This is a genomic window from Paenibacillus solanacearum (assembly GCF_910593845.1).
GTDB lineage: Bacteria > Bacillota > Bacilli > Paenibacillales > NBRC-103111 > Paenibacillus_G > Paenibacillus_G solanacearum.
Genome location: NZ_CAJVAS010000006.1, coordinates 96,215 through 116,316, shown reverse-complemented (window position 1 = coordinate 116,316; position 20,102 = coordinate 96,215). Strand labels below are relative to the sequence as shown.

The window sequence follows — 20,102 nt, the reverse complement described above, 5'->3', positions numbered from 1 at the left end:
TATACATGACAGTTGTCAATCATTTTGCAACTGCACGCTTTTGCCGCGCGTGTCAGTTGCCAATCCACTAAAATAGTCCGATATAACAGTATACCATATTCGTCCCGAATTGCGGAAATGGATTCGTATACGGCCAAATTCGCTTCATTTTCCGGATATGCAGGGCATTTCGTACCGTAAGCGGGCACACCTTCTTGTCGCGATTTTCGAGTAGACAGTCCCTACCCTATTGGATATGATGTGGTCAGATTAACCATATTGGCGATAAGGAAAGGAGCATGATTCCGTGATCAAAGGGTTAACAAGAGCAGGTCTGGGGCAAGTCGGGCCGGTGGAGCGATTCGCAACGCTCGCTTCGCAGTTCGGTTTCGGAGCGATCGACGCCGGAGGCAAGGAGCTGGAGGACTGGATTGCGGCCGCCGGACTGGACGGAGTAAACAGCGTTCTGCAGCAAGCTAAGGTACAGATCGGTTCCATCGGCTTGCCGGTCGAATGGCGGCAGAGCGAGGAGAAGTTTCGGGAAGGTCTTCCGCGTCTGGCCAAGGATGCACAGACGGCCGCACAGCTTGGCGTGACTCGCTGCTGCACCTATGTACTGCCTTCAACCGATGAGAACGCCGCCCATTTCATGGCGATCGCCACCCGGCGCCTGCGGACTTGCGCCGACATTCTCGGGGCGTACGGCATTCGTTTCGGGTTGGAGTTCGTCGGACCGCATCATTTGCGCACTCGCTGGGCTCATCCTTTTATATGGGATATCAACAGCACGCTCGACTTTATCGAAGCCATCGGCAAAAGCAATGTGGGACTGCTCTTCGACGCTTACCACTGGTATACAAACGAAGCAACCTTTGAGGACATACTCAAGCTGCGCGCGGAGCAAATCGTCCACGTGCATATCAACGATGCACCGAATGTGCCCATCGCCAAGGTGCTGGACAATAACCGTCTGTATCCCGGCGAAGGCGCGATTGATTTGGTTGCGTTCCTGAAGGGACTTCAGGCCATCGGTTACACCGGCGTCGTATCGCAGGAAATATTAACGCCTCAACCGCCGACTGCACCGGCCGAGGAGCTGCTCGCCCGATCGCAGCGCGCCTTTGCGAGCGTATTCGCGGCCGCCGGACTGGAATAAGAGCATCATAAGCCTCTGTATGAACGACGACACGGGCTGCATCGTGCGAGTTTCGACGCTTATCCCATGACCCGGACAGCCACAGAACTAAGGCAGAAAAGCTCACGCCCCGTTGCCCGATGAAATTCCCAAAAAGATTCCAGTCTGGAATCTTTTTTCGTTTTTCAGACGCTCTTCCAAAGGGAGGCACCGCATTCTCATTGAAAAGCACTCTCGATTCCGTCGTCGGTCACTCCAAGCGATGCTTCCATCACTGTGCCGGGATCATTTGCTTATAACCGGTCTTTACATAGACTTGACGGAAAAGAACCTGTAAAATCAATATGTTATCGCCATTTTGGAAAGAGGTGGAAATTGTGTCTTTTGTGGTTCGGCTGCAGTGGTTTTTTAAAAGAAGATGGGGCAGCTACTTGCTGGCGATCAGCCTGATGGCCGGCGTCAGCTTGCTTACGACGATTCCGCCCAAAATGATCGGAAATACGATCGATTTGATGCGGAAAGGAACGTTGACCTCGACCGGCTTAAGCCAAACCGTACTGCTTCTCGTCTGCCTGTCCCTGCTCTTATATGCGATGGTGTACGTCTGGATTACGACGTTGTTCGGAAACTCGGCGCTCATTGAGAAGCTGCTCCGCGGGCGACTGCTTGCGCATTTGACGAAGATGACGCCGGCATTTTTCCAGCGAAACAGTACGGGGCAGCTGATGGCGCTGGCGACCAACGATATTCTCGCCATCGGACAAACGTCCGGCTACGGCGTCATGACGCTGGTCAATACGCTTGTCGGGGCATCCGTCGTCATCATCACGATGATTTCTTACATCAGCTTTAAATTAATGCTTGCGGCGCTGATCCCGCTGCCCTTTCTCGTTCTGGTAATCAGTAAGCTGGGCAAAAAAGTAAGGTCTCGGTTTCTCGAAGCGCAAGCTTCCTTCGGCAAAATGAACGATCACGCGCTGGAGTCGATTTCAGGCATTCGCGTCATTCGTTCCTATGTGCAGGAAGCTCACGACTTGACTGCCTTCGATAAAGTAACGACCGACGTGATGAATAAGAACAAGCGCGTAGCGGTCATGAACGCTCTGTTTCAGCCGCTCATTTCGCTTATTGTCGGGGTGAGCTACTCGATCGGAATCGGCTACGGCTCGTATCTTGTGTTTGACGATCAAATTACGCTTGGGCAGCTGATTTCGTTCAACATCTATTTGGGCATGCTGATCTGGCCGATGATTTCGTTCGGCGAATTTATTAATGTGCTGCAGCGCGGCAGCGCCTCGGCCGACCGGCTGGAAACGGCGCTGACGCAGCAAGCCGACGTCCAGGATGCGGAAGCTCCCGTTGCCGTCAGCGTGCCGACCCGCATCGAAATGAAGCGGTTATCGTTTACGTATCCGACTTCCAGCCGTCCGAGTCTCGAACAAATTTCTTTTGTTTTGGAGCGCGGCCAAACGCTTGGCATCGTCGGCAAAACCGGCAGCGGCAAAAGCACGCTCTTGAAGCAGCTGCTGCGTCAATATCCGGTCGATCCGGAGAAACTGCTGTTTTCCGGCATTCCGGTAGAACAAATCGCGATCGACCAAGTCAAGCGCTGGATCGCCTATGTGCCGCAGGAGCATCTGCTGCTGTCCAAATCGATTCGCGACAATATCGCACTCGGCAAGCCGGATGCGAAACCGGAAGAGATCGCCCGAGCCGTCGAGATGGCTTCTTTTACGCAGGATATCGAACAAATGCCGGAAGGCCTGAAGACGATTGTCGGCGAGAACGGCGTCATGCTGTCCGGCGGGCAAAAGCAGCGTCTTGCGATCGCGCGGGCACTGCTCATCGATTCGGAAATATTGCTGCTCGACGATGCGCTGTCGGCGGTTGATGCGCGGACGGAGAGCCTCATTCTTCAGCATATTCGTCAGGCGCGTGCGGGAAAGACGACCTTGATCACGACACACCGCTTATCGGCGGTAAGCCATGCGAACTGGATCCTTGTGCTTGATGACGGGCGGATTATCGAGGAAGGTACGCATGAAGACCTCATGATGTATGGCGGCTGGTACAAGGAACAATGGGACCGCCAGCAAATGCAGGCCAGTCTGGAGGAATGAATGATCACTACATTTTATGCGAAGGAGGCCGATCCGAATGCCGCAGCAACCTACGGCGAGAAGACTGTTCAGCTATGCTTTAGTGTATAAATTCAGAATCATCTGCGCGCTGCTCATCCTTTGCTGTGCGGTAGGCGCCGAACTTGCCGGTCCTTATATCACGAAGACGATTATCGACAAGCATCTGTCGACAGACACGCGCGAACTGCTCCCTGTGCTCGGGCTTCTTGGCATGTACTTAGGTCTATTGTTAACCGCCAGCGTAGGCAACTTTGTTCAAGCGTACATTTTGCAATCGACTGCACTGCAAATTATTAAGAACATGCGCATGGATTTAATGCGCCACATTCAGCGCATCTCCCTGCGCTATTTTGACAATACGCCCATCGGGCAGGTCGTCTCGAGAATCGCTAACGATACGGAAGCGATCCGCGACTTATTCATGAGCTTTATGGCTACATTCGTTGTCAGCCTGGTGCAATTGACCGGCATTTTTACAGCCCTGTTTATATTGGATGTGCGGCTGGCTCTGTTCTGTCTGCTGCTGCCCCCATTATTCGCGCTGATTATGAAGATCCATCTGAAATATTCCAAAGGATTCATCAGCATTATGCGTGCGCGGCTTAGCGATATGAACGCGATGATCAATGAATCGATCGTCGTGATGCCGATCATTCAAGCGTTCCGCCGGGAAAAAGTAACGCTGGACGAGTTCGAGACGCTGAATCAGGACCGCTACGTCAACCAGATCAAACAGTTCAAGGTGTTCTCCCTGTCCTCCCGCAATATCGTAGGCACGATCGGCAGTCTGGTTACCGCAATGGTCGTCTGGCATTTTGGCCAGGAGTCGCTGCAGTCGGCGATTTCGTTCGGGGTGTTTTATGCGTTTATCGATTATTTGGGCCGTATCTTCCAGCCGATTATCGGGATCTTCGACCAATTGACGAATGCGCAGCGAGCGTTCGTTTCGGCGGAAAAGGTATTTGCGATTCTCGATATGGACGGAACCGAGGTCGAGCAAACCGACAATGTCCGCCGCCCGGAGGGTACCGTCAAGTTCGACAATGTCACCTTCGGCTATAAAGCGGGAGAGCCGGTACTGAAAAACATTTCGTTTGAAGCCGGCAAAGGGGAAACGGTCGCGCTGGTCGGGCACACCGGTTCGGGCAAAAGCTCGATTATGAACCTGCTGCTCGGCTTCTATGAGCCGAATGACGGAAACATCACGATTGACGGACGCGATATTGCTTCCTTCTCCAAGCAGGAGCTGCGCAAGCATATGGGCATTGTTTTGCAGGATCCGTTCCTGTTTGCCGGCGATATTAAATTCAATGTGAGCTTATACAACGAGAACATTTCGCTGGACCGTGTCAAAAGCGCATTGAGAGACGTGGGCGCGGCATCGTTCGTCGAACAGCTGCCAAACGGTTATGACGAACCGGTCGTCGAGCGGGGAAGCACGTTATCCGCCGGCCAGAAGCAGCTCATTTCGTTTGCGCGTGCGCTTGCTTTCGATCCCTCCATTCTTATTCTGGACGAAGCGACGGCCAGCATTGACAGCGAGACCGAAGGGTTGATTCAACAAGCGCTCAAAGTCGTTAGCGAAGGCCGAACGACCTTGGTAATCGCGCATCGATTGTCCACCATTCGTGAAGCCGATCAAATTCTGGTACTGCACCGGGGAGAAATCGTCGAGCGGGGCAATCACGATGAACTCATGGCGATTGAAGGCAGATACTACAAAATGTATCAGCTGCAAAAAGGAGAGCAGGCGTCGCCGGTCATATCTAGCGGTTAAGGATAAAACAAAAAATAGAGTTGCAGCAGCCTTGACGTAATAATTCGATTGGCTTAGGATAGAATTATAAAGAGAGCCATGCGCGAACATGACTCCCGGGCAATATCCGCTACAAGGGCGGACGGCTTGTTAGAGGGCCTGTCTCAAAGAATAGACCGCATACCTCGTCACAGGGCGGTCTATTTCTTTTTGAGGTAAGTTAGCAAAGCCAGAATGAACATGCCGAACATGATCATTAAGGAAATCGCTTGGTAAACCTCCATGGCATCACCTCCCTTCCGGGAGATTAGCCGACCGCCCATTGCAAGCCGATATATTGCTTGTCCCATATTATACCATAATGCCGCCAACCGGTCGGCATTTTTATTTTGCCAAGGAGTAGAGGTACGCGGACTACGATTTAGGTATCGAATAGTGTAGGCAAACTTTCCACAATGATAAAATGAGCGCCTTCAACCGATTGGTCACGGTGAAGCGCTCATATTTTCAATTTACACGGCGAACATCTTGCCCGCTCTACGCCCTGCCTTTCAAAAAAGCCTCTACTTCCTCCGCATCCGGGATCGAGCTTTGCGCTCCAGCGCGCGAAACGGCGATGGCCGACGCCGCGCTAGCCCATTGCAAGCACGACTCCGTTGACATCCCTTTCTGCCTAGCGGCAAGGAACGAGCCGATAAACGTGTCCCCCGCAGCGGTCGTATCCTCGACGTTTACTTTGAATGCAGGCGTATGAATGATTTCTTCCTGCTCGTTCATATAGAACGATCCTTTGTCGCCAAGCGTCAAAATGACCTCTTTCACGCCGGAACGGATCAGTGCCCCCGCGGCTTGCCGTAGTGCGGATTCATCGCCGTCCAGCTTTACCCCGGTCACCCACGCGGCTTCCGTTTCGTTCAGCACCATGGTGTCGATGAGCGGGAACAGGCGCAGCGGAATCGTTAGTGCCGGAGCCGGGTTGAAGCATACCGGCACTCCGCAGCGATGGGCCGTTTCGATCGCGTACTGCGTGCAGACCCAAGGGATTTCGTTTTGCAGCAGCATGACGGACGATGGTTCGAACAGCTCCGGAAGCCGCGTCAAATCTTGCACCTTTAACTGTGCGTTAGCCCCTCCGTTCAGCACAATGCTGTTTTGCCCCGATGCGTCCACCGTAATAAACGCGGTGCCGATGGCCCCGTTTACGAGCACAATGGAGCTTGTATCAATGCCGTGTCCATGCAACCCGGCCAGCACGTCTTCGCTGTACGGGTCTTTCCCAAGCGCGCCGACCATCGTCACTTCGGCGCCGGAAAGCGCTGCGGCCACCGCCTGATTCGCGCCCTTTCCGCCCGCCTTCGTTTCCGTTCTGACGCTGTGCACCGTCTCCCCTGGCAGCGGGTGGCGGCTTACATAATACACAAAATCCATATTCATGCTTCCGACGGTAATGATGTTCCCCATCGAGAACGCCTCCTTATTCCTTCGAGCCGGTATTGGCGATGCCGTTCACAAAATAGCGCTGTAGGGGCAGCAGCACAATGACCGGAATGATCACCGCAATGACGGCTCCTGCGAACATCTCGTTCCAATACGTCGCGAATTCGGTAATGAAGTCGCTCAGCGCCACTTGAATCACTTTATAATCTTTCGACCGGGTCGCAATCAGCGGCCACATGAACGATTCCCATTGGTGGATAAAAATGAGCAGTCCGGCGCTGACCGAAACCGGTTTGCACAGCGGCATAATGATCCCTGCATAAATTTTGAACCACGAAGCGCCGTCGATCCGCGCCGATTCGATTAATGCCTTGGGCAAATCGAGGAAAAACTGCCGGTACAAAAAGATAACGAGTCCGTTGGCGATGCCGGGAATAATGATGCCGGAATACGTATCGATCCAGCCCAGCTTGTCAACCAGACTGTACAGCGGAATCGCGATGACTTCGAACGGAATCATGAACGTCAGCAGCACAAGCAAAAACAAAAACGATTGGCCGCGGAACGAAAAATAGACGAAGCCGAAAGCGGCCATGGAAGCGACGATCAGGCCGACCAGTACATTAACCGCCGACACGTAGAACGTATTGAAAAAGATTCTTCCGAAGCCTCTCTCCGTAAACAAGGAAACATAAGCATCAAACGTAATATGGGTTGGAATAAACGTCCTCCACGAAACGGGCGACATATAGCGAAAAATTTCGTCGAGCGGCCGCAGCGAGGAGACAAGGGCAAAAGCGAGCGGCAGCAGCACGACCAGCGCAAGAACGATATGAATCGCGTACTGCAGCGGGACAGCGCCTTTTCTTTTGTGCATCAAGCCCACCTCCTAGTGTTTGGCCTTGAAAAATTTAAACTGCATCGCCACGACGCTGAGCGTAATCAGCAGCAGCACAATAACAATGGCCGACGATCTGCCCATGTCCGAATACATAAATGCGCTGTTGTAGCTTTCAAGCATCAGCACGTTGGTGCTGTGCTCTGGTCCGCCGTGCGTCATAATGTACATCGGCGAGAACAGTAAAAAATTGGAGGTTGTAACGGAAACGGCCACAAACGTCAGCGAGCGGCTCATCATCGGAAACGTCACCTGCTTGAACTGCTCCCAGCGGGAAGCGCCGTCCATAGCCGAGGCCTCGTACAGCGATTCTGGAACTTCTTGCAAGCCGGCCAGCAGAAAGATTGCCCAATAACCGACGCCTTTCCAGCTGGCGATGCCGATGATTGAAGCAAGCGCCTGGCTGCTACTGGATAAAAACGGCTGCGGGTCAAGACCCAGCCCTACGAGTATGGAGTTGATGACGCCTTGCTCCGGGCTCAGCATAATGTTCCATAAAATGCACGCCGTCGGAATCGACACGGCTACAGGGACAAAATGAATGCCCCGGAACCAGCCGATGTGCTTCAGCTTGGCATTAAGAAGAAGCGCAAGCCCGAATGCAAGCGCGACTTGAATCGGATTAATGAAGACGTTGAACAGAAGCGTTATTTTAAGCGAGCTCCAAAATACCGGGTCGGTAAATAGAGATACATAGTTTTGCAGGCCGACGAACGCTTTCCCCGCATTTAAAAACTCCGGTCCGTACAAGCTTAGCTGCAGGCCGTTGAACACCGGGTACAGCTTGAATAAGAGGAGCCCCAGCATGGCGGGAAACAAAAACAAGTATGGCGTGAGCTTTTCCGCTTTCATCTATTCTCACCCTCAGTCTATTAGCTTTATCGATTGCCGCACATGGAAGAAGAAAGGAAGGGATCGCTCCCTCCCCAAACATTACTTCACGACGGATTGATATTTTCGAAGCTGGCTATCGATCAGCGTCGCGGCATCATCCAGCGCTTTTTTCGGGTCTGTACCGTTTTTAATGTCTTCGAATGCTTTGTTTACGTTGTTTTCCCACTCCAGATAGCCTGGCGTTTTCGGCCGAAGCGCCGCGGTTTGCCTTGCTTCGCTCGAGGCCAGCTTCATGATCGTGTTCGGAAACTCGTTGTATTTGGCATCTTTATCGATGTGATCCAACAGTTCCAGCGTTGCCGGCAGCGCGCCGTTTTCCTCGAACCAAATTTGCGAGCCTTTGCCCAGCGTCAAATATTTGACGAACTTGGCGGCCGCTTCTTTTTTCGTGGAATATTTGGAGATTCCGATATGCCAGCTTCCCGTCGGCGTCGCCACTTTGCCGCCTTCAAAATACGGATGCGGAGCAATGCCGAAATTCATCTTCGCGTCTTTAATTCGCGGCAAGTTTTGCGTGGAGGCGAGGAACATCGCTACTTTGCCGGAAATGAAGTAATCCAGCGCTTCCTCGCGTTTGATTTTCGGGCTGACCTTATATTTGTTGAACATATCGGAGTAAAACTGGAATGCGCTTACCATTTCCGGAGAGTTCGTATACCCTTTGGCCGTAAGCCCGTTGTCGCTGAGCACCTTGGCGTTTTTGCTTTGACCCAGCGCGAGCAACTGATACGCTTTGCCGACTTGGTCGAAGCTGAAGCCGAATATATCGTTTTGGTTATCACCGTTCGTATCTTTCGACAGCTTTTTCGCCGTCTCGACGAGCGCTTCCCACGTCATCCGGTCTTTGATCTGCTCGGATGGAAGCGGCACGCCCGCCTGCTGCAGCAAATCTTTGTTGTAGAACAGCACGACGCTCGACGTGTTCATCGGCGCGGACATAAGCTGTCCGTTATACGAACCGGCATCGACCGTGGAAGGAACCCATTTCGACTTGGCTTCCGCGCCGAGCAGGTTATCTAGAGGCTCCAAGTAGCCTTTGAGCGAATAACCCATCGTCAGCGGCACATCGACGGATACGACATCGAGGTCCTGCGCCTTGGAAGCGAGCTTGATCTCGATCGTTTCGGTCAGTTTTGTCGTCGGGCTGAGCTGCAGGTTCACTTTGATGTTCGGATTTTCTTTTTCGAATTCATCAATGACTTTTTTGATCGGCTTCTCCCAGATCGAGTTGGCCAAATACGAAATTTCCGTCACGCCGCCCGAATCCGCTTGTTTATCCGGCGAAGCTCCCGGCTTGGCTGTGTTCGAGCAGCCTGCGGCAAGTACAAGAGCCAGCGATCCGATGAGGCCCGTCTTTATCATGTTCATGGCAAGAAATCCTCCTCTAGGATGATGTTCGTTATCCGTAATCAGCTCAGCTAAATACTCTTTGCCGCAGCAAACGCAGGAACGCATCGCGGTCGACCTCGAGGCACACTTCAACGTTGCCGTTTTCGTTCAGCTCACCGACGGTTGTGCCGGTCGGATGACGATGGTCGTAGTCGACACGAATGTCCATTTTTCTCGTCTTAACGAGATCCCGCCTAATCAGCAGCGCGACGGCTAACGGGTCATGCATAAACGTAAAATCACGCTTCCGGTAATCCATGTACCCGGTAATTTGCTGTGTCAGCGTCAGGGCTAGCGGCGTACCCGAGGCGGCCAGCTCGTCTTTATCGGCCCGCGTAATGGATACTTGTCTGGTCACGTCCAGTCCCACCATCAAAATTTTCGCCCCGCTGGAAAACACGAGCGAAGCCGCTTCCGGGTCGCATTTCACGTTATGCTCTATGGCAGGCAGCTCGACGCCGACGCTTCCCAGACGCGTGACGCCACCCATCATGACGATTTCTTTCACCGCTTTGGCGACGCGCGGCTCGCGAATGATCGCCGCCGCGATATTGGTGAGCGGGCCGATGGTCACAAGGGTGATTTCACCGGGATTTCCCATCACTGTCTCGATGATATAATCGACGGCATGCTTCGTTCCTTCCTCGCGGTCATCCACGAGGTCGAGTCCTTCGCCCTCGATGCCCGCCCAAAACACTTCGCGGTTATGCAAAAGCGGCTTCACGATGCCGGCATATACCGGCGCCTCCCCGGCGCCGGATAACGCCATAATTTTTTGCGCGATTTTCGACCGTACGATCACGTTCCCGTACACTGTCGTCACGCCTTCGACAGTAATTTCCGGAGATCTCATCGCCAGCGCCAGCGCAACGGCATCATCCGAATCCGTGCCAATATCCGTATCCAAAATCATGCGACTCATGAAGACGCCCCCCGTAAAAATGTTTATTTTCGTTCACACTTGTAATTATAAAAGGGAATCGAGAGGCGTCCTACGGATGATATTTTAAGAAAATAGATGACAATTTAAAGCTTTTCTATATTTCATACGGAGGCTCTACGATATTCTTGCGGGGATACGCCGTAATAGCTTTTGAACAGCTTCGTGAAATAAGGAGTGTACTGATAGCCGATTTGAGCGGCGATTTCGTAAATTTTCGCATTCGTATTCCGCAGCAAATAAGCCGCCTTATCCATGCGGAAGCGGTAAATGTACTCGCTTAAATTTTCGCCGGTTTCCTGCTTGTACATCGCCGATATGTATGTCGGGTGAAGCCTTACATGCTCGCTGATCGCCTGCAGCGTCACATCCTCGGACAAATGCTGCTCAATGTATTGATGAACCTGCTTGACGAAAGCGCCATGATGCTCCTGTGCCCCTTTCCGCGCACGCTCCTCCATCTTTCTGAGCAGCTCCAGCGCCCACTCGTGCAGTTGCCTGACCGAACGGAACATGGTCGGATGGAAAGGCCGGCCGTACTGGCCTTCTAGCACATCCGACAGTTGCAGGCCGCTAGCATGCACCATGTAAGTAAAAGCGTTGGACAAATAGTAAAACAGCTCCGACATGTTTTCTGCCGTATCCATCCCGCTTAAAGCCAGTTCGTCCATCATATAGCTGAGCCTCGCCTCCGCATCGTTCCATCTCCCCGCTTCCATCAACTGCAGCACAGTAGGTGGCTCGTACATGCGCTGAAGCGAACGCTGAGGCGTTGCTGGCGGCTGATCCCACAGCCGGAGCATATAGCTTTGCTCGCTTTCCGGCAGCTTTCGCAGCAGGGCAAGCACTTTCGGGTACGATTTGGACACGGACTCGGGAAATGCGTGGAAATCACTCATGGCGGCTGAAATATGGCCCTGCAAATATTGCGTTACGCTGCTCTGCAGCTCGCGCACATTACGTTCGAGCAGCTTCCTTGCGCTGCCGCCGTCCTCCGGCTGCTGCCGCGGCTGGGCGAGCAGCGCCAAATATTGATTGTCGTCCTTGCATACCCACATATGGAAGTGCTCTCCGAACAGTTCCTCCGCGATATTGACGATCGCGAACTCGAACAGCGAAATGCTGTGTTCGTCGTAATCCAAGAAGCGGTTTTCGATCCGCAGCAGGATAACCGCCGCCTGCTCCCCAACGGCAAACGGAATATCGAGCTTGCCCATGTCTTCGATGAGCTGAGACGCGGAAGCTTTCCTTGCGCCAAGCAGCTCGCGCAGCAGCGCGGCCTGCAACTGCAGCAGATGGGTCCGAAGCGTCTGCTGCGCCTTTCGGCTCGCCGCCTCCACTTCCCGTTTTTGCCGCAGCGCTTCCGCTGCCTGCCGTACCGTAAGCAGCAGCTCGTCCTTTTTGACCGGCTTCAGCAAGTAGGCGGCCGCCTTCGTTTTCAGCGCTTGCTGCGCGTATTCGAACTCGGCGTAGCCTGACAGCAAAATGCACAGTGTGCCCGTGTCCGACCGGTCCACGTACTCGCACAGCTCAATGCCTGACATTCCCGGCATCCGGATGTCCGTTACGACGATATCGATCTGCTGCCGCTGGAGCAGTCCAACCGCCTCCTGTCCGGACGCAGCAGTGTATACATGCTCAACCTCGGAAATATGTTGAAAATATTGAGCCAAGTCTTCGAGGATGACCGGCTCGTCGTCTACCAGCAGCAGTTGAATCATTGACGCAGCTCTCCTCTCCAGTGCATCGTAATCTTGAGTCCTCCCAGCGTCTCTGACCGCTCCAGCGTCAACCCGGCCGTTTCGCCAAATGCGTACTTCAATCGCTGGTACACGTTCCATACGCCGGTCCCCGTCGATTCGTCCATCGGACGGCGAAGCTGTTCCTTCAACTGCTCCAGCCTCTCTCCGGATAGGCCGACGCCGCTGTCTTCCACCGTAATCTGCACGCGATCGCCTCTTGTTTTCCCGCTAATGACGATCGTACCCCCTCCCGGCTTCGGCTCGAGACCGTGCACGATGGCGTTTTCAACGATCGGCTGGATGAGCAGCTTCGGCATTCGAATGTCCAGCATATCCTCCGGGATGTCGATTTCGTATCGAATCCTTTGCAGCCGCAGCAAGTGGATTTCCAAATAATTTTTTACGAGCTTCATCTCGTCTTTCAAGCGTGTCCCCGTATCGTCCAGCCTTGTAATATAGCGGTAATAGTCGCTTAGGTTGTACGCCATCGCGATCACCGAATCGTTGCGCCCGAGATTGGCCGAGCTGATGACGAAGCTTAAGCAGTTGTACAAAAAATGCGGATTGATCTGCGCTTGCAGCTGCTTTAAGGTCGCCAGCCGGGACCGGCTCCTCTCTTCCAGCACGTTCTCGATCAAATATTGGATTTGCCCGGCCATATCGTTAAAGCGGACGACGACCGTGTCAAATTCGTTGCGAAAATATTGGTTCAACCGAACGCCGAAATCGCCGTTCTGAAATCGTTTCAACACACCAATGAGCGCCTGCAGCGGCACTTGGACGTTTTTGTACAGCAGAAAAGAAGAGATGATGCCAACCGCCAGCAGCAAGGCGATGCAGCCGTAAAACCAATTGCGGATCGTCGTAATCGGCATCAATATTTGCTGCATCGGCGTGTAGTCCACCAAATAATATCCGAGCGGCTGCGAATACACGTAATTGACTAAATAGGTCTGACCGCCGACGCTTTTCGTAAAGCTCCCGCGATCCTGCTCCGGCTCAAGGAACAGCGCTTCCGCCACCGCACGGGTATTCTCCTCATCGGAGGTCCGGTTGAAAGCGATATGCCGCTGCTTGCTCACCATGAACGGGTCGCCTTTGCCCCCCGTTTTGAGCTGATCGAGCAGCGACGTAATATTTTGCTCGTAAAACGCCAATTCCACAATGACGTTGCTGTCTTGAATTTTTCCCGATTCGTTGATCGGACCGCCGGCATAATAGACGAAGGAAGATAAATCCGGCCGATACGTCCAGCTGTTGCGCCGCACCTGCTGTTCCAGTTGTTTCTCGTCATAGGCGGGCGCGGGACGGTAGGCGGTGGTCATCGTTTTTTGTACAGACGGAAAATAGAGCGTAATGTCGTTGTACCAGTTGCTAGCCGAGCTTTGCAAAGTCAGCTTATCCTGCACGCTCGTCTCGGTTTGGCTGAGCGCCCGTTCATCGCCGATCAGCGACGTTCGTTCGATTCCAAGAACGGTCGGATCGCGCGTTAACGTGACGGCGTTCATCGCCAAGCTTAGCGCCATGGAATCGAGCTGCTTGCGGACGAAGTCCAGCTGGTTTCCGTTCTCCTTTTGCAGCAGCGACTGCACGACGTGCACGCTGACTTGATGCGATATGCCGTACAGCAGCAGGATTGAAATTAAGAAAAAGAAAATGACCGCATTCATTTTCGAAAAAATCGTGTTTTTGATTTTCATGCTGAACCTCCCTTTGCTTTCGCACCCCATTGTACCAGAAAAAGAAGGGAGCGGAGGATTCGATAGAGCGCACCTGAGCTTCGATGCTCTTATTATTGCAATTTTAGCCATAATGACTCTGAGCATAAGATAAAAAACGGATTGTTCTCGCGGCGGATGGCAAAAAAATGACCGCCATATCGGCGGTCATTCATCAACGGGCCTATTTCATGTAGTAAAATATTGATATCGTTTAAGATTCGTCTACAACGCCGCTTGCTTTTGCCGCAGCTTGCGCCAAACGACACCGTGTGAAGGAGACAGCAGCAGCGCTGCGACGAACAGGAGGCCGGCTACCGTAATCATGCATCCGGCGATCGATGCGTCGAGCAGCACCGACAAGTAGTACCCGCCCGTTGAGCTCAGCAGGCCGATGACCATGCTGTAGCCGATCATCCGGCTCAGCTTTTCGGTCAACAGGTAAGCGGTAGCCGCGGGAACGACGAGCATGCCGACGACGAGAATCGCGCCGACGCTTTCAAACGAAGCGACGGTCGTGACGGAGACGAGCCCCATCAACACGTAGTGGAACAGCGCCACCGGGATGCCGACAGCTGCCGCCATGGCGGGGTCGAAGGCACATATTTTGAACTGCTTGTAAAACAGCGCGATGACGGTGCCGCTCAACAGCAGCACGAGGCCGAGCGCCCATACCGCCTTCGGTCCGATGTCGACGCCGGCGAACGTAATCGTATCCCACGGCACATGAATGATTTCGCCGTACAACACGCAATCCAGATCCAGATCCACCTGGCGCGTATAAATGCTGACGAGCACGACGCCGATAGAGAACAGCGCAGTGAACACGACGCCGATCGCGGCGTCCGACTGCACGCCGCTCTGATGAAACATTTGGATCAAGAAGACGGTGATCAGTCCGATCACCGACGCGCCCAGCATCATGAACAATGAATCGCGCGAGCCGCTGAGAAGGAAGGCAATGACGATGCCGGGAAGCACGGAATGACTGATCGCGTCCCCGATCATCGCCATGCGCCGCAGTACCAGGAAGCAGCCAAGCAAGCTGCAGGAGCAGGCGACGAGCGCCGCGGTGAGTAAAATCCAAAAGTCGTTCATGCCTGCCCCTCCTTTTTGTGCACCGGCTGTGTGTGTACCGCGATCCGCGGCCGCTCCTGCAGCTCCGCCAGCACCTCGCGCTTCACGGCCAGACGTTGAAGCAGCTTAGGCAGCAGCCCGCGCTTCGGCGCGAACAGCACGGATATGACGAACAGCAGCGTTGCCGCCAGCACGCTGAACGGCCCTGTCGGCAGGTTGTTCGCGGTTGTGCTGATCATCGTGCCGACCAGTCCGCTGACAGCGCCGAACACGCCCGATAGCGCGACCATGACGCCGAGCCGTTCCGTCCAGTAGCGGGCGGATACCGCAGGGGTAATGAGCAGCGCAGACATGAGCACAACCCCTACCGCCTGAATGCCGACGACAACGGCGACGACGATCAGGAACATCATGAACTGATCAAGAAACGCGACGGGATAGCCGAGTCCTTTGGCAAATCCTGCATCAAAGCTGAGCAGCTTGAATTCTTTGAACAGCAGCGCGCATACCGCAACCAGCAGCAGCGCGACGACGGCCATCGTGATGACATCCGACAGCACCATCGATGCCGCCTGACCGAACAAAAACTTGTCGAGTCCGCTTTGGTTGCCGCTGCCGCTGTGCTGAATTTGCGTCAGCAGCACGATCCCGAGCCCGAAAAAGACCGATAAGACGATGCCGAGCGCCGTATCCTGCTTGATTCGCGTATTGCGCGTTACATAACCGATGCCGAATGTAGCCGCAAGGCCCGCGATCACGGCGCCGATCAGGAAAAAGAAGATCGACTTGGAGCCGGTCAGCATAAAGGCGATGCACACGCCCGGCAAAGCCGCATGCGCAAGCGCGTCGCCCATCAGGCTCTGCTTGCGCAAATAGGCAAAGCTGCCGAGCACGCCGCTGCTAAGTCCAAGCAGCACGCTGCCGAGCAAAATCCACTGCGTATTCGGATCGAGGAATAAATCCACGAGTGCGTTCCACATCACCGATCACCTCGACCCGACGATGATCGCATCATCGTCCCTGTTTAATAGCGTTAATCTTCCGCCGTACGTCGCCTGCAGCTGTTCTCTCGTAAACACCTGCTCGGTCGGTCCGACCCCCATCAGCCGCACATTCAGCAGCATCACCCAGTCGAAATACTCTTTGACGGTGGACAAGTCATGATGCACGACAAGGACGGTTTTCCCCTGGTTCTTCAGCTCGCCGAGCAGCGTGATGATCGCTTTCTCCGTTGCCGCATCGACGCCGACGAATGGTTCATCCATAAAATACAGCCGTGCGTCCTGGACGAGCGCCCTCGCCAGAAAGACGCGCTGCTGCTGGCCGCCCGAGAGCTGGCTGATTTGCCGGTCGGCAAAATCGGCCATGCCGACTTTGCCGAGGCATTCCAGAGCCAGCTTCCGCTCCGCGGCGCCCGGACGCTTGAACCACCCGAGATGGCCGTACCGTCCCATCATCACGACATCCAGCGCGCTTGTCGGGAAATCCCAATCGACCGACTCCCGCTGCGGCACGTAGCCGATCAGCTTGCGCTGCTCGCGGTAAGGGCGCCCGTAGATCGAGACTTCCCCGCTGACGCGGGGGATCAGCCCGAGCGTCGCCTTGATCAGCGTCGATTTGCCCGCGCCGTTCGGCCCGACAATGCCGATCAGCTTGCCTTCCGGAATATCGAATGTAATATCGGTCAACACCGGCTTTTTTTGATAAGCTACCGTCATGCCGCGTACGGATAGCGGCGATTTGCCTTGCGTCTCCATCATCGGTATCACTCCCCGCTTATTTATTTCAATGCCTTCACAATCGTGTCCACATTATGCCTTACCATGCCGGTATACGTGCCTTCCGGCGTCCCTTCCTTACCCATCGCGTCCGAGTACAGCTCGCCGCCGATCGTAATCGTGTGCCCCTGCTTCTTCGCGCCCTGGATGACGGCTTCGATCGATTTCTTCGGCACACTGGACTCCACGAACACCGCTTTGATTTTATTTTTCACGAGGAAATCCCTCAAGTCGCTCACATCTTTGGAACCGTATTCTGACGCGGTGCTGATCCCCTGCAGCCCCATCACTTTAATGCCGTACGCATCGCCGAAGTAGCCGAACGCATCATGCGCGGTGACCAGCACCCGTTGCGATTCCGGGATCGAAGCGATTTGCTCCTTCGCGTACCGGTCCAGCTCCTCAAGCTGCTTCGTGTATGCCGCGGCGTTCGATTTGTAAGCTTCCGCATGGGCTGCGTCGAGCTTGCTCAGCTCCTCTCGCACCACCTCAGTTGCACTGATCCAATGCTTCACATCGAACCAGATGTGCGGGTCATGGGAAGCTTCTCCGCCGTCCCAGCCGCGCAGCTTCGATTCCGGGATCGACCGCGATACCGCAACGGTCGGCTTCGTCTTGCTCATCTTCTCGAACATATCCACCATCTTGCCTTCGAGATGCAGCCCGTTGTAGAAGATGATGTCCGCCTGCTCCAGCTTCTTCACATCGCCTTGCGAAGCTTTGTATAAGTGAGGGTCGACGCCTGATTTCATCAATCCGGTCACCTTCACATGCTCTCCGCCGACCTGAGCGACGATATCGCCGATCATTCCGATCGTAGTCGTTACTTTCAATTTTCCGTCAGCCCCGGCTTCCTGCGATGAGCCGCAAGCTGCGGACATGGCCGCCAGCGTCAAAAACAAAAGCGTCATAATCAATCTTTTGAATGAAGACGGCATCGATTTACTTTTGTGCATGATTTTACACTCCCAACCTTTTTATCATATGACCATCTATACACTTGCGAATGTTGTCTCATACCTTCTTTTTTAGCCAAGACAACATTTGTTTGCTAAATGACTATATTTTAATTATATACAAATATGTTTCCTTAGTGCAACATTTAATTTAAAAAAAAGAAATCTCCCGTTTTAATCAGGAGATTTCTCTACGGTGCCGTTTACGGCTTTTTCGTGCCGGTCCCTGCCGAAGTTCCTTTCGGTACGCCGTCCAGTCCGACATATTGATCGTACGCATCGAAAATTTTGCGCGCGATCGGCGCTGCGCCCCACGAACCGAACCCGCCTTCCGGCACGACGACCGCTACGGCCAGCTTCGGATTATCCGCCGGAGCAAAGGCGAGAAATACCGCGTTATCGACTTCCTTACCGCCGCCGACGCGCTGCGTGGACGTTCCCGTCTTTCTGGCGATTTCGTAAGGAAATCCATCGAAGCCTTGGACACCGACCTGCTTCATGCCGGTAATGACCGCATCCCAATACGACTTCGGGAACGTCGTCTCGTCCAGCACTTCCGCCTCGTCGAATTTTTTGACCAGTTCTCCTTCGTACGTCTCGATCCTATCCACAAACTGCGGTTTCAGTCGTTTGCCGCGCGTCGCCAGCGTCGTTGCATACTGGGCAATCTGCAAGGTTGTATATTTTTCGTTCTGGCCCCACGAGGCGAATACCATACGGGATTGCACCGTTTCCTTCGTGTTCGTCTTGAACTCGCTGAGTCCTGCGTATTCTCGCGGCAGTCCGCTTCCGGTCGACACGCCCAAGCCGAATTTACCCAAATATGTCTCCCACAGCTCGACCGCCTTATTGCCGTTGCGCAAGTAAAGCGCATTACCGATCATCGCCGACATGAACGTATTGGAAGAGCGGCGGATCGCCTCCGTGGCGTTGATGTTGCCCCACGCGGCACTATCCGAGTTAGAAAGCCGCGCATTGTTGTCTTTCCCGTAATAGAAGACGCCGGTATCGTTGTATTTCTGCGACGTCGTAAACAGCCCCTCGTTCAAGCCGATCAGCACGGACAGCGGCTTGACGACCGAGCCCATATACACGATCGAGGTCGGATGCTTGGCCAGCTCGGCGTCCGGGTAATCCGGGTAAGCCGTTGTGATCGTTCCGTTATTAATAAACGGTTTGATCCGCTCGTACTCCGCCTGCGGGATACCGCCGAACCATACGGTCGGATCGTAGTCCGGCATACTCGCCATTGCAACCACTTTCCCCGTGTCCACTTCCATCGCCACCGCGTAGCCGGCCACCGCATTACGTCCCTTATTCGCGTACGGGTTGTTGCGCGCCTCCGGTCCCTTGAGCCACTTGAGGTGATCGACGATCGCCTGCTCGGTGATGAGCTGCACGTTTTTGTCGAGCGTCAAGAACAAGTTGTTGCCTTTGATCGGCTTCGTGATTTCGACTTTGCCGATAATTTTTTGCGACGCGTTCACCGGATACGTCTTGTACCCGTTCTTGCCGCGCAGCTCCTCCTGGTACATCAGCTCGATGCCGTCGTAGCCGACATCCTCCGTATCGAGATATCCTTCGGACTTCTTGTCTTTATAGAACGGCAAGCCGTACTTCGGCTCCCTTGCCGCCGAGAACGGACGCATATAACCGACAAGCTGCACGGCCGGCGTCGTATCCTGGTCGTAAGTCCGTATGCTTTCTTCGGTAATCTCCAGCCATTTCAGCTCGTCGCGATGCTCGTAAATGTACGCCATCTCTTTCTCGGACAAACCGGACTTAAGCCGCCGTGGCACGGCGAAATAACTTGGAGCCGTCGTTTTGTTCTGGTCCAAATCATAGCCGACATCCATGGCCTTGATAATATCCTCGGCCGTGAGCGGCTTCGGCGTAGAAACGCCGTATTCGGCGAAAATTCTGGCCAGCTCGTTGGCGAGCCAAATCACTTCTTCCTTCGGCTGCTCCTGCTCAATTCGGAAATACAGCGACTGCGTCGAGGTCGTGTAAGCAATCGGGGCTCCTCCACGGTCATAAATATTGCCGCGAATCGGGGGGATTGGCGTGTCCGCTTTATTTCGAGCCGCTTTCTCCGCCTTCATCTCGTGGCCTTCCACGAACTGCAGCATCGCCAGCCTTACGATGAGAACGGAAAACAGGAAAAACGTAAAGAAAAAGAACAGGTTGATCCGAAACGTAAACTGCCGGCGCTTGTTATGCTCCTGCTTCTGCGGGTCGTCCATGACAACAGGCTTCTTCATG

16 protein-coding genes are annotated in these 20,102 nt (G+C 54.0%); 3 read left to right on the top strand and 13 right to left on the bottom strand.

What is annotated here, in order from left to right; all coding sequences use genetic code 11:
* Positions 1-286: 286 nt before the first annotated feature.
* From KXG62_RS09470 to KXG62_RS09460, 3 genes are all read left to right on the top strand, one after another.
* Entirely contained in the window at positions 287-1,135 is an 849-nt protein-coding gene (locus KXG62_RS09470; RefSeq protein ID WP_218091703.1) for a sugar phosphate isomerase/epimerase family protein, read from the top strand.
* A 356-nt stretch (positions 1,136-1,491) separates the two neighbouring features.
* Positions 1,492-3,234 carry an ABC transporter ATP-binding protein gene (locus KXG62_RS09465; RefSeq protein ID WP_281426711.1) on the top strand — a complete coding sequence of 581 codons (1,743 nt, stop codon included), beginning with the start codon at positions 1,492-1,494 and terminating at the stop codon, positions 3,232-3,234.
* Between the two features lie 37 nt (positions 3,235-3,271).
* Positions 3,272-5,032, top strand: coding sequence for an ABC transporter ATP-binding protein (locus KXG62_RS09460; protein ID WP_218091702.1), 1,761 nt, complete (start codon positions 3,272-3,274; stop codon positions 5,030-5,032).
* Between the two features lie 179 nt (positions 5,033-5,211).
* Here the strand turns inward: KXG62_RS09460 and KXG62_RS34360 are convergent, their stop codons facing one another.
* The 13 genes from KXG62_RS34360 to KXG62_RS09400 all read right to left on the bottom strand — a co-directional run bounded on the left by KXG62_RS34360 (position 5,212) and on the right by KXG62_RS09400 (position 20,101).
* The gene (locus KXG62_RS34360; RefSeq protein WP_281426719.1) at positions 5,212-5,295 is read right to left on the bottom strand and encodes a putative holin-like toxin; all 84 of its coding nucleotides are present in this window, start codon (positions 5,293-5,295) and stop codon (positions 5,212-5,214) included.
* Positions 5,296-5,548: 253 nt separating this feature from the next.
* Positions 5,549-6,472, bottom strand: a complete 924-nt coding sequence (rbsK, locus tag KXG62_RS09455; RefSeq protein ID WP_218091701.1) for a ribokinase — start codon at positions 6,470-6,472, stop codon at positions 5,549-5,551.
* A gap of 13 nt (positions 6,473-6,485) precedes the next feature.
* On the bottom strand, positions 6,486-7,325 hold the full coding sequence (locus KXG62_RS09450; protein ID WP_218091700.1) for a carbohydrate ABC transporter permease: 840 nt from the start codon (positions 7,323-7,325) through the stop codon (positions 6,486-6,488).
* A gap of 12 nt (positions 7,326-7,337) precedes the next feature.
* Positions 7,338-8,198: a carbohydrate ABC transporter permease gene (locus KXG62_RS09445; RefSeq protein WP_218091699.1), complete on the bottom strand. Its 861-nt coding sequence runs from the start codon at positions 8,196-8,198 to the stop codon at positions 7,338-7,340.
* 81 nt (positions 8,199-8,279) lie between these two features.
* Positions 8,280-9,608: an ABC transporter substrate-binding protein gene (locus KXG62_RS09440; protein ID WP_218091698.1), complete on the bottom strand. Its 1,329-nt coding sequence runs from the start codon at positions 9,606-9,608 to the stop codon at positions 8,280-8,282.
* 46 nt (positions 9,609-9,654) lie between these two features.
* On the bottom strand, positions 9,655-10,551 hold the full coding sequence (locus KXG62_RS09435) for a nucleoside hydrolase (RefSeq protein ID WP_218091697.1): 897 nt from the start codon (positions 10,549-10,551) through the stop codon (positions 9,655-9,657).
* Positions 10,552-10,673: 122 nt separating this feature from the next.
* Positions 10,674-12,290 (bottom strand): response regulator, encoded by a 1,617-nt coding sequence (locus KXG62_RS09430; protein ID WP_218091696.1) that lies wholly within the window; start codon positions 12,288-12,290, stop codon positions 10,674-10,676.
* Complete coding sequence (locus tag KXG62_RS09425) at positions 12,287-14,011, bottom strand: sensor histidine kinase (protein ID WP_218091695.1); 1,725 nt, start codon at positions 14,009-14,011, stop codon at positions 12,287-12,289. The genes KXG62_RS09430 and KXG62_RS09425 overlap by 4 nt, the downstream gene beginning before the upstream one ends.
* A 243-nt stretch (positions 14,012-14,254) precedes the next feature.
* Positions 14,255-15,127, bottom strand: a complete 873-nt coding sequence (locus tag KXG62_RS09420; protein ID WP_218091694.1) for a metal ABC transporter permease — start codon at positions 15,125-15,127, stop codon at positions 14,255-14,257.
* The gene (locus KXG62_RS09415) at positions 15,124-16,086 is read right to left on the bottom strand and encodes a metal ABC transporter permease (RefSeq protein ID WP_218091693.1); all 963 of its coding nucleotides are present in this window, start codon (positions 16,084-16,086) and stop codon (positions 15,124-15,126) included. Before KXG62_RS09415 ends, KXG62_RS09420 begins: the two co-directional genes overlap by 4 nt.
* Before the next feature lie 6 nt (positions 16,087-16,092).
* Positions 16,093-16,863 carry a metal ABC transporter ATP-binding protein gene (locus tag KXG62_RS09410; RefSeq protein ID WP_218091828.1) on the bottom strand — a complete coding sequence of 257 codons (771 nt, stop codon included), beginning with the start codon at positions 16,861-16,863 and terminating at the stop codon, positions 16,093-16,095.
* A gap of 23 nt (positions 16,864-16,886) precedes the next feature.
* Positions 16,887-17,840: a metal ABC transporter solute-binding protein, Zn/Mn family gene (locus KXG62_RS09405; RefSeq protein ID WP_218091692.1), complete on the bottom strand. Its 954-nt coding sequence runs from the start codon at positions 17,838-17,840 to the stop codon at positions 16,887-16,889.
* 203 nt (positions 17,841-18,043) lie between these two features.
* Positions 18,044-20,101 carry a peptidoglycan D,D-transpeptidase FtsI family protein gene (locus tag KXG62_RS09400; RefSeq protein WP_218091691.1) on the bottom strand — a complete coding sequence of 686 codons (2,058 nt, stop codon included), beginning with the start codon at positions 20,099-20,101 and terminating at the stop codon, positions 18,044-18,046.
* Position 20,102 lies beyond the last annotated feature (1 nt).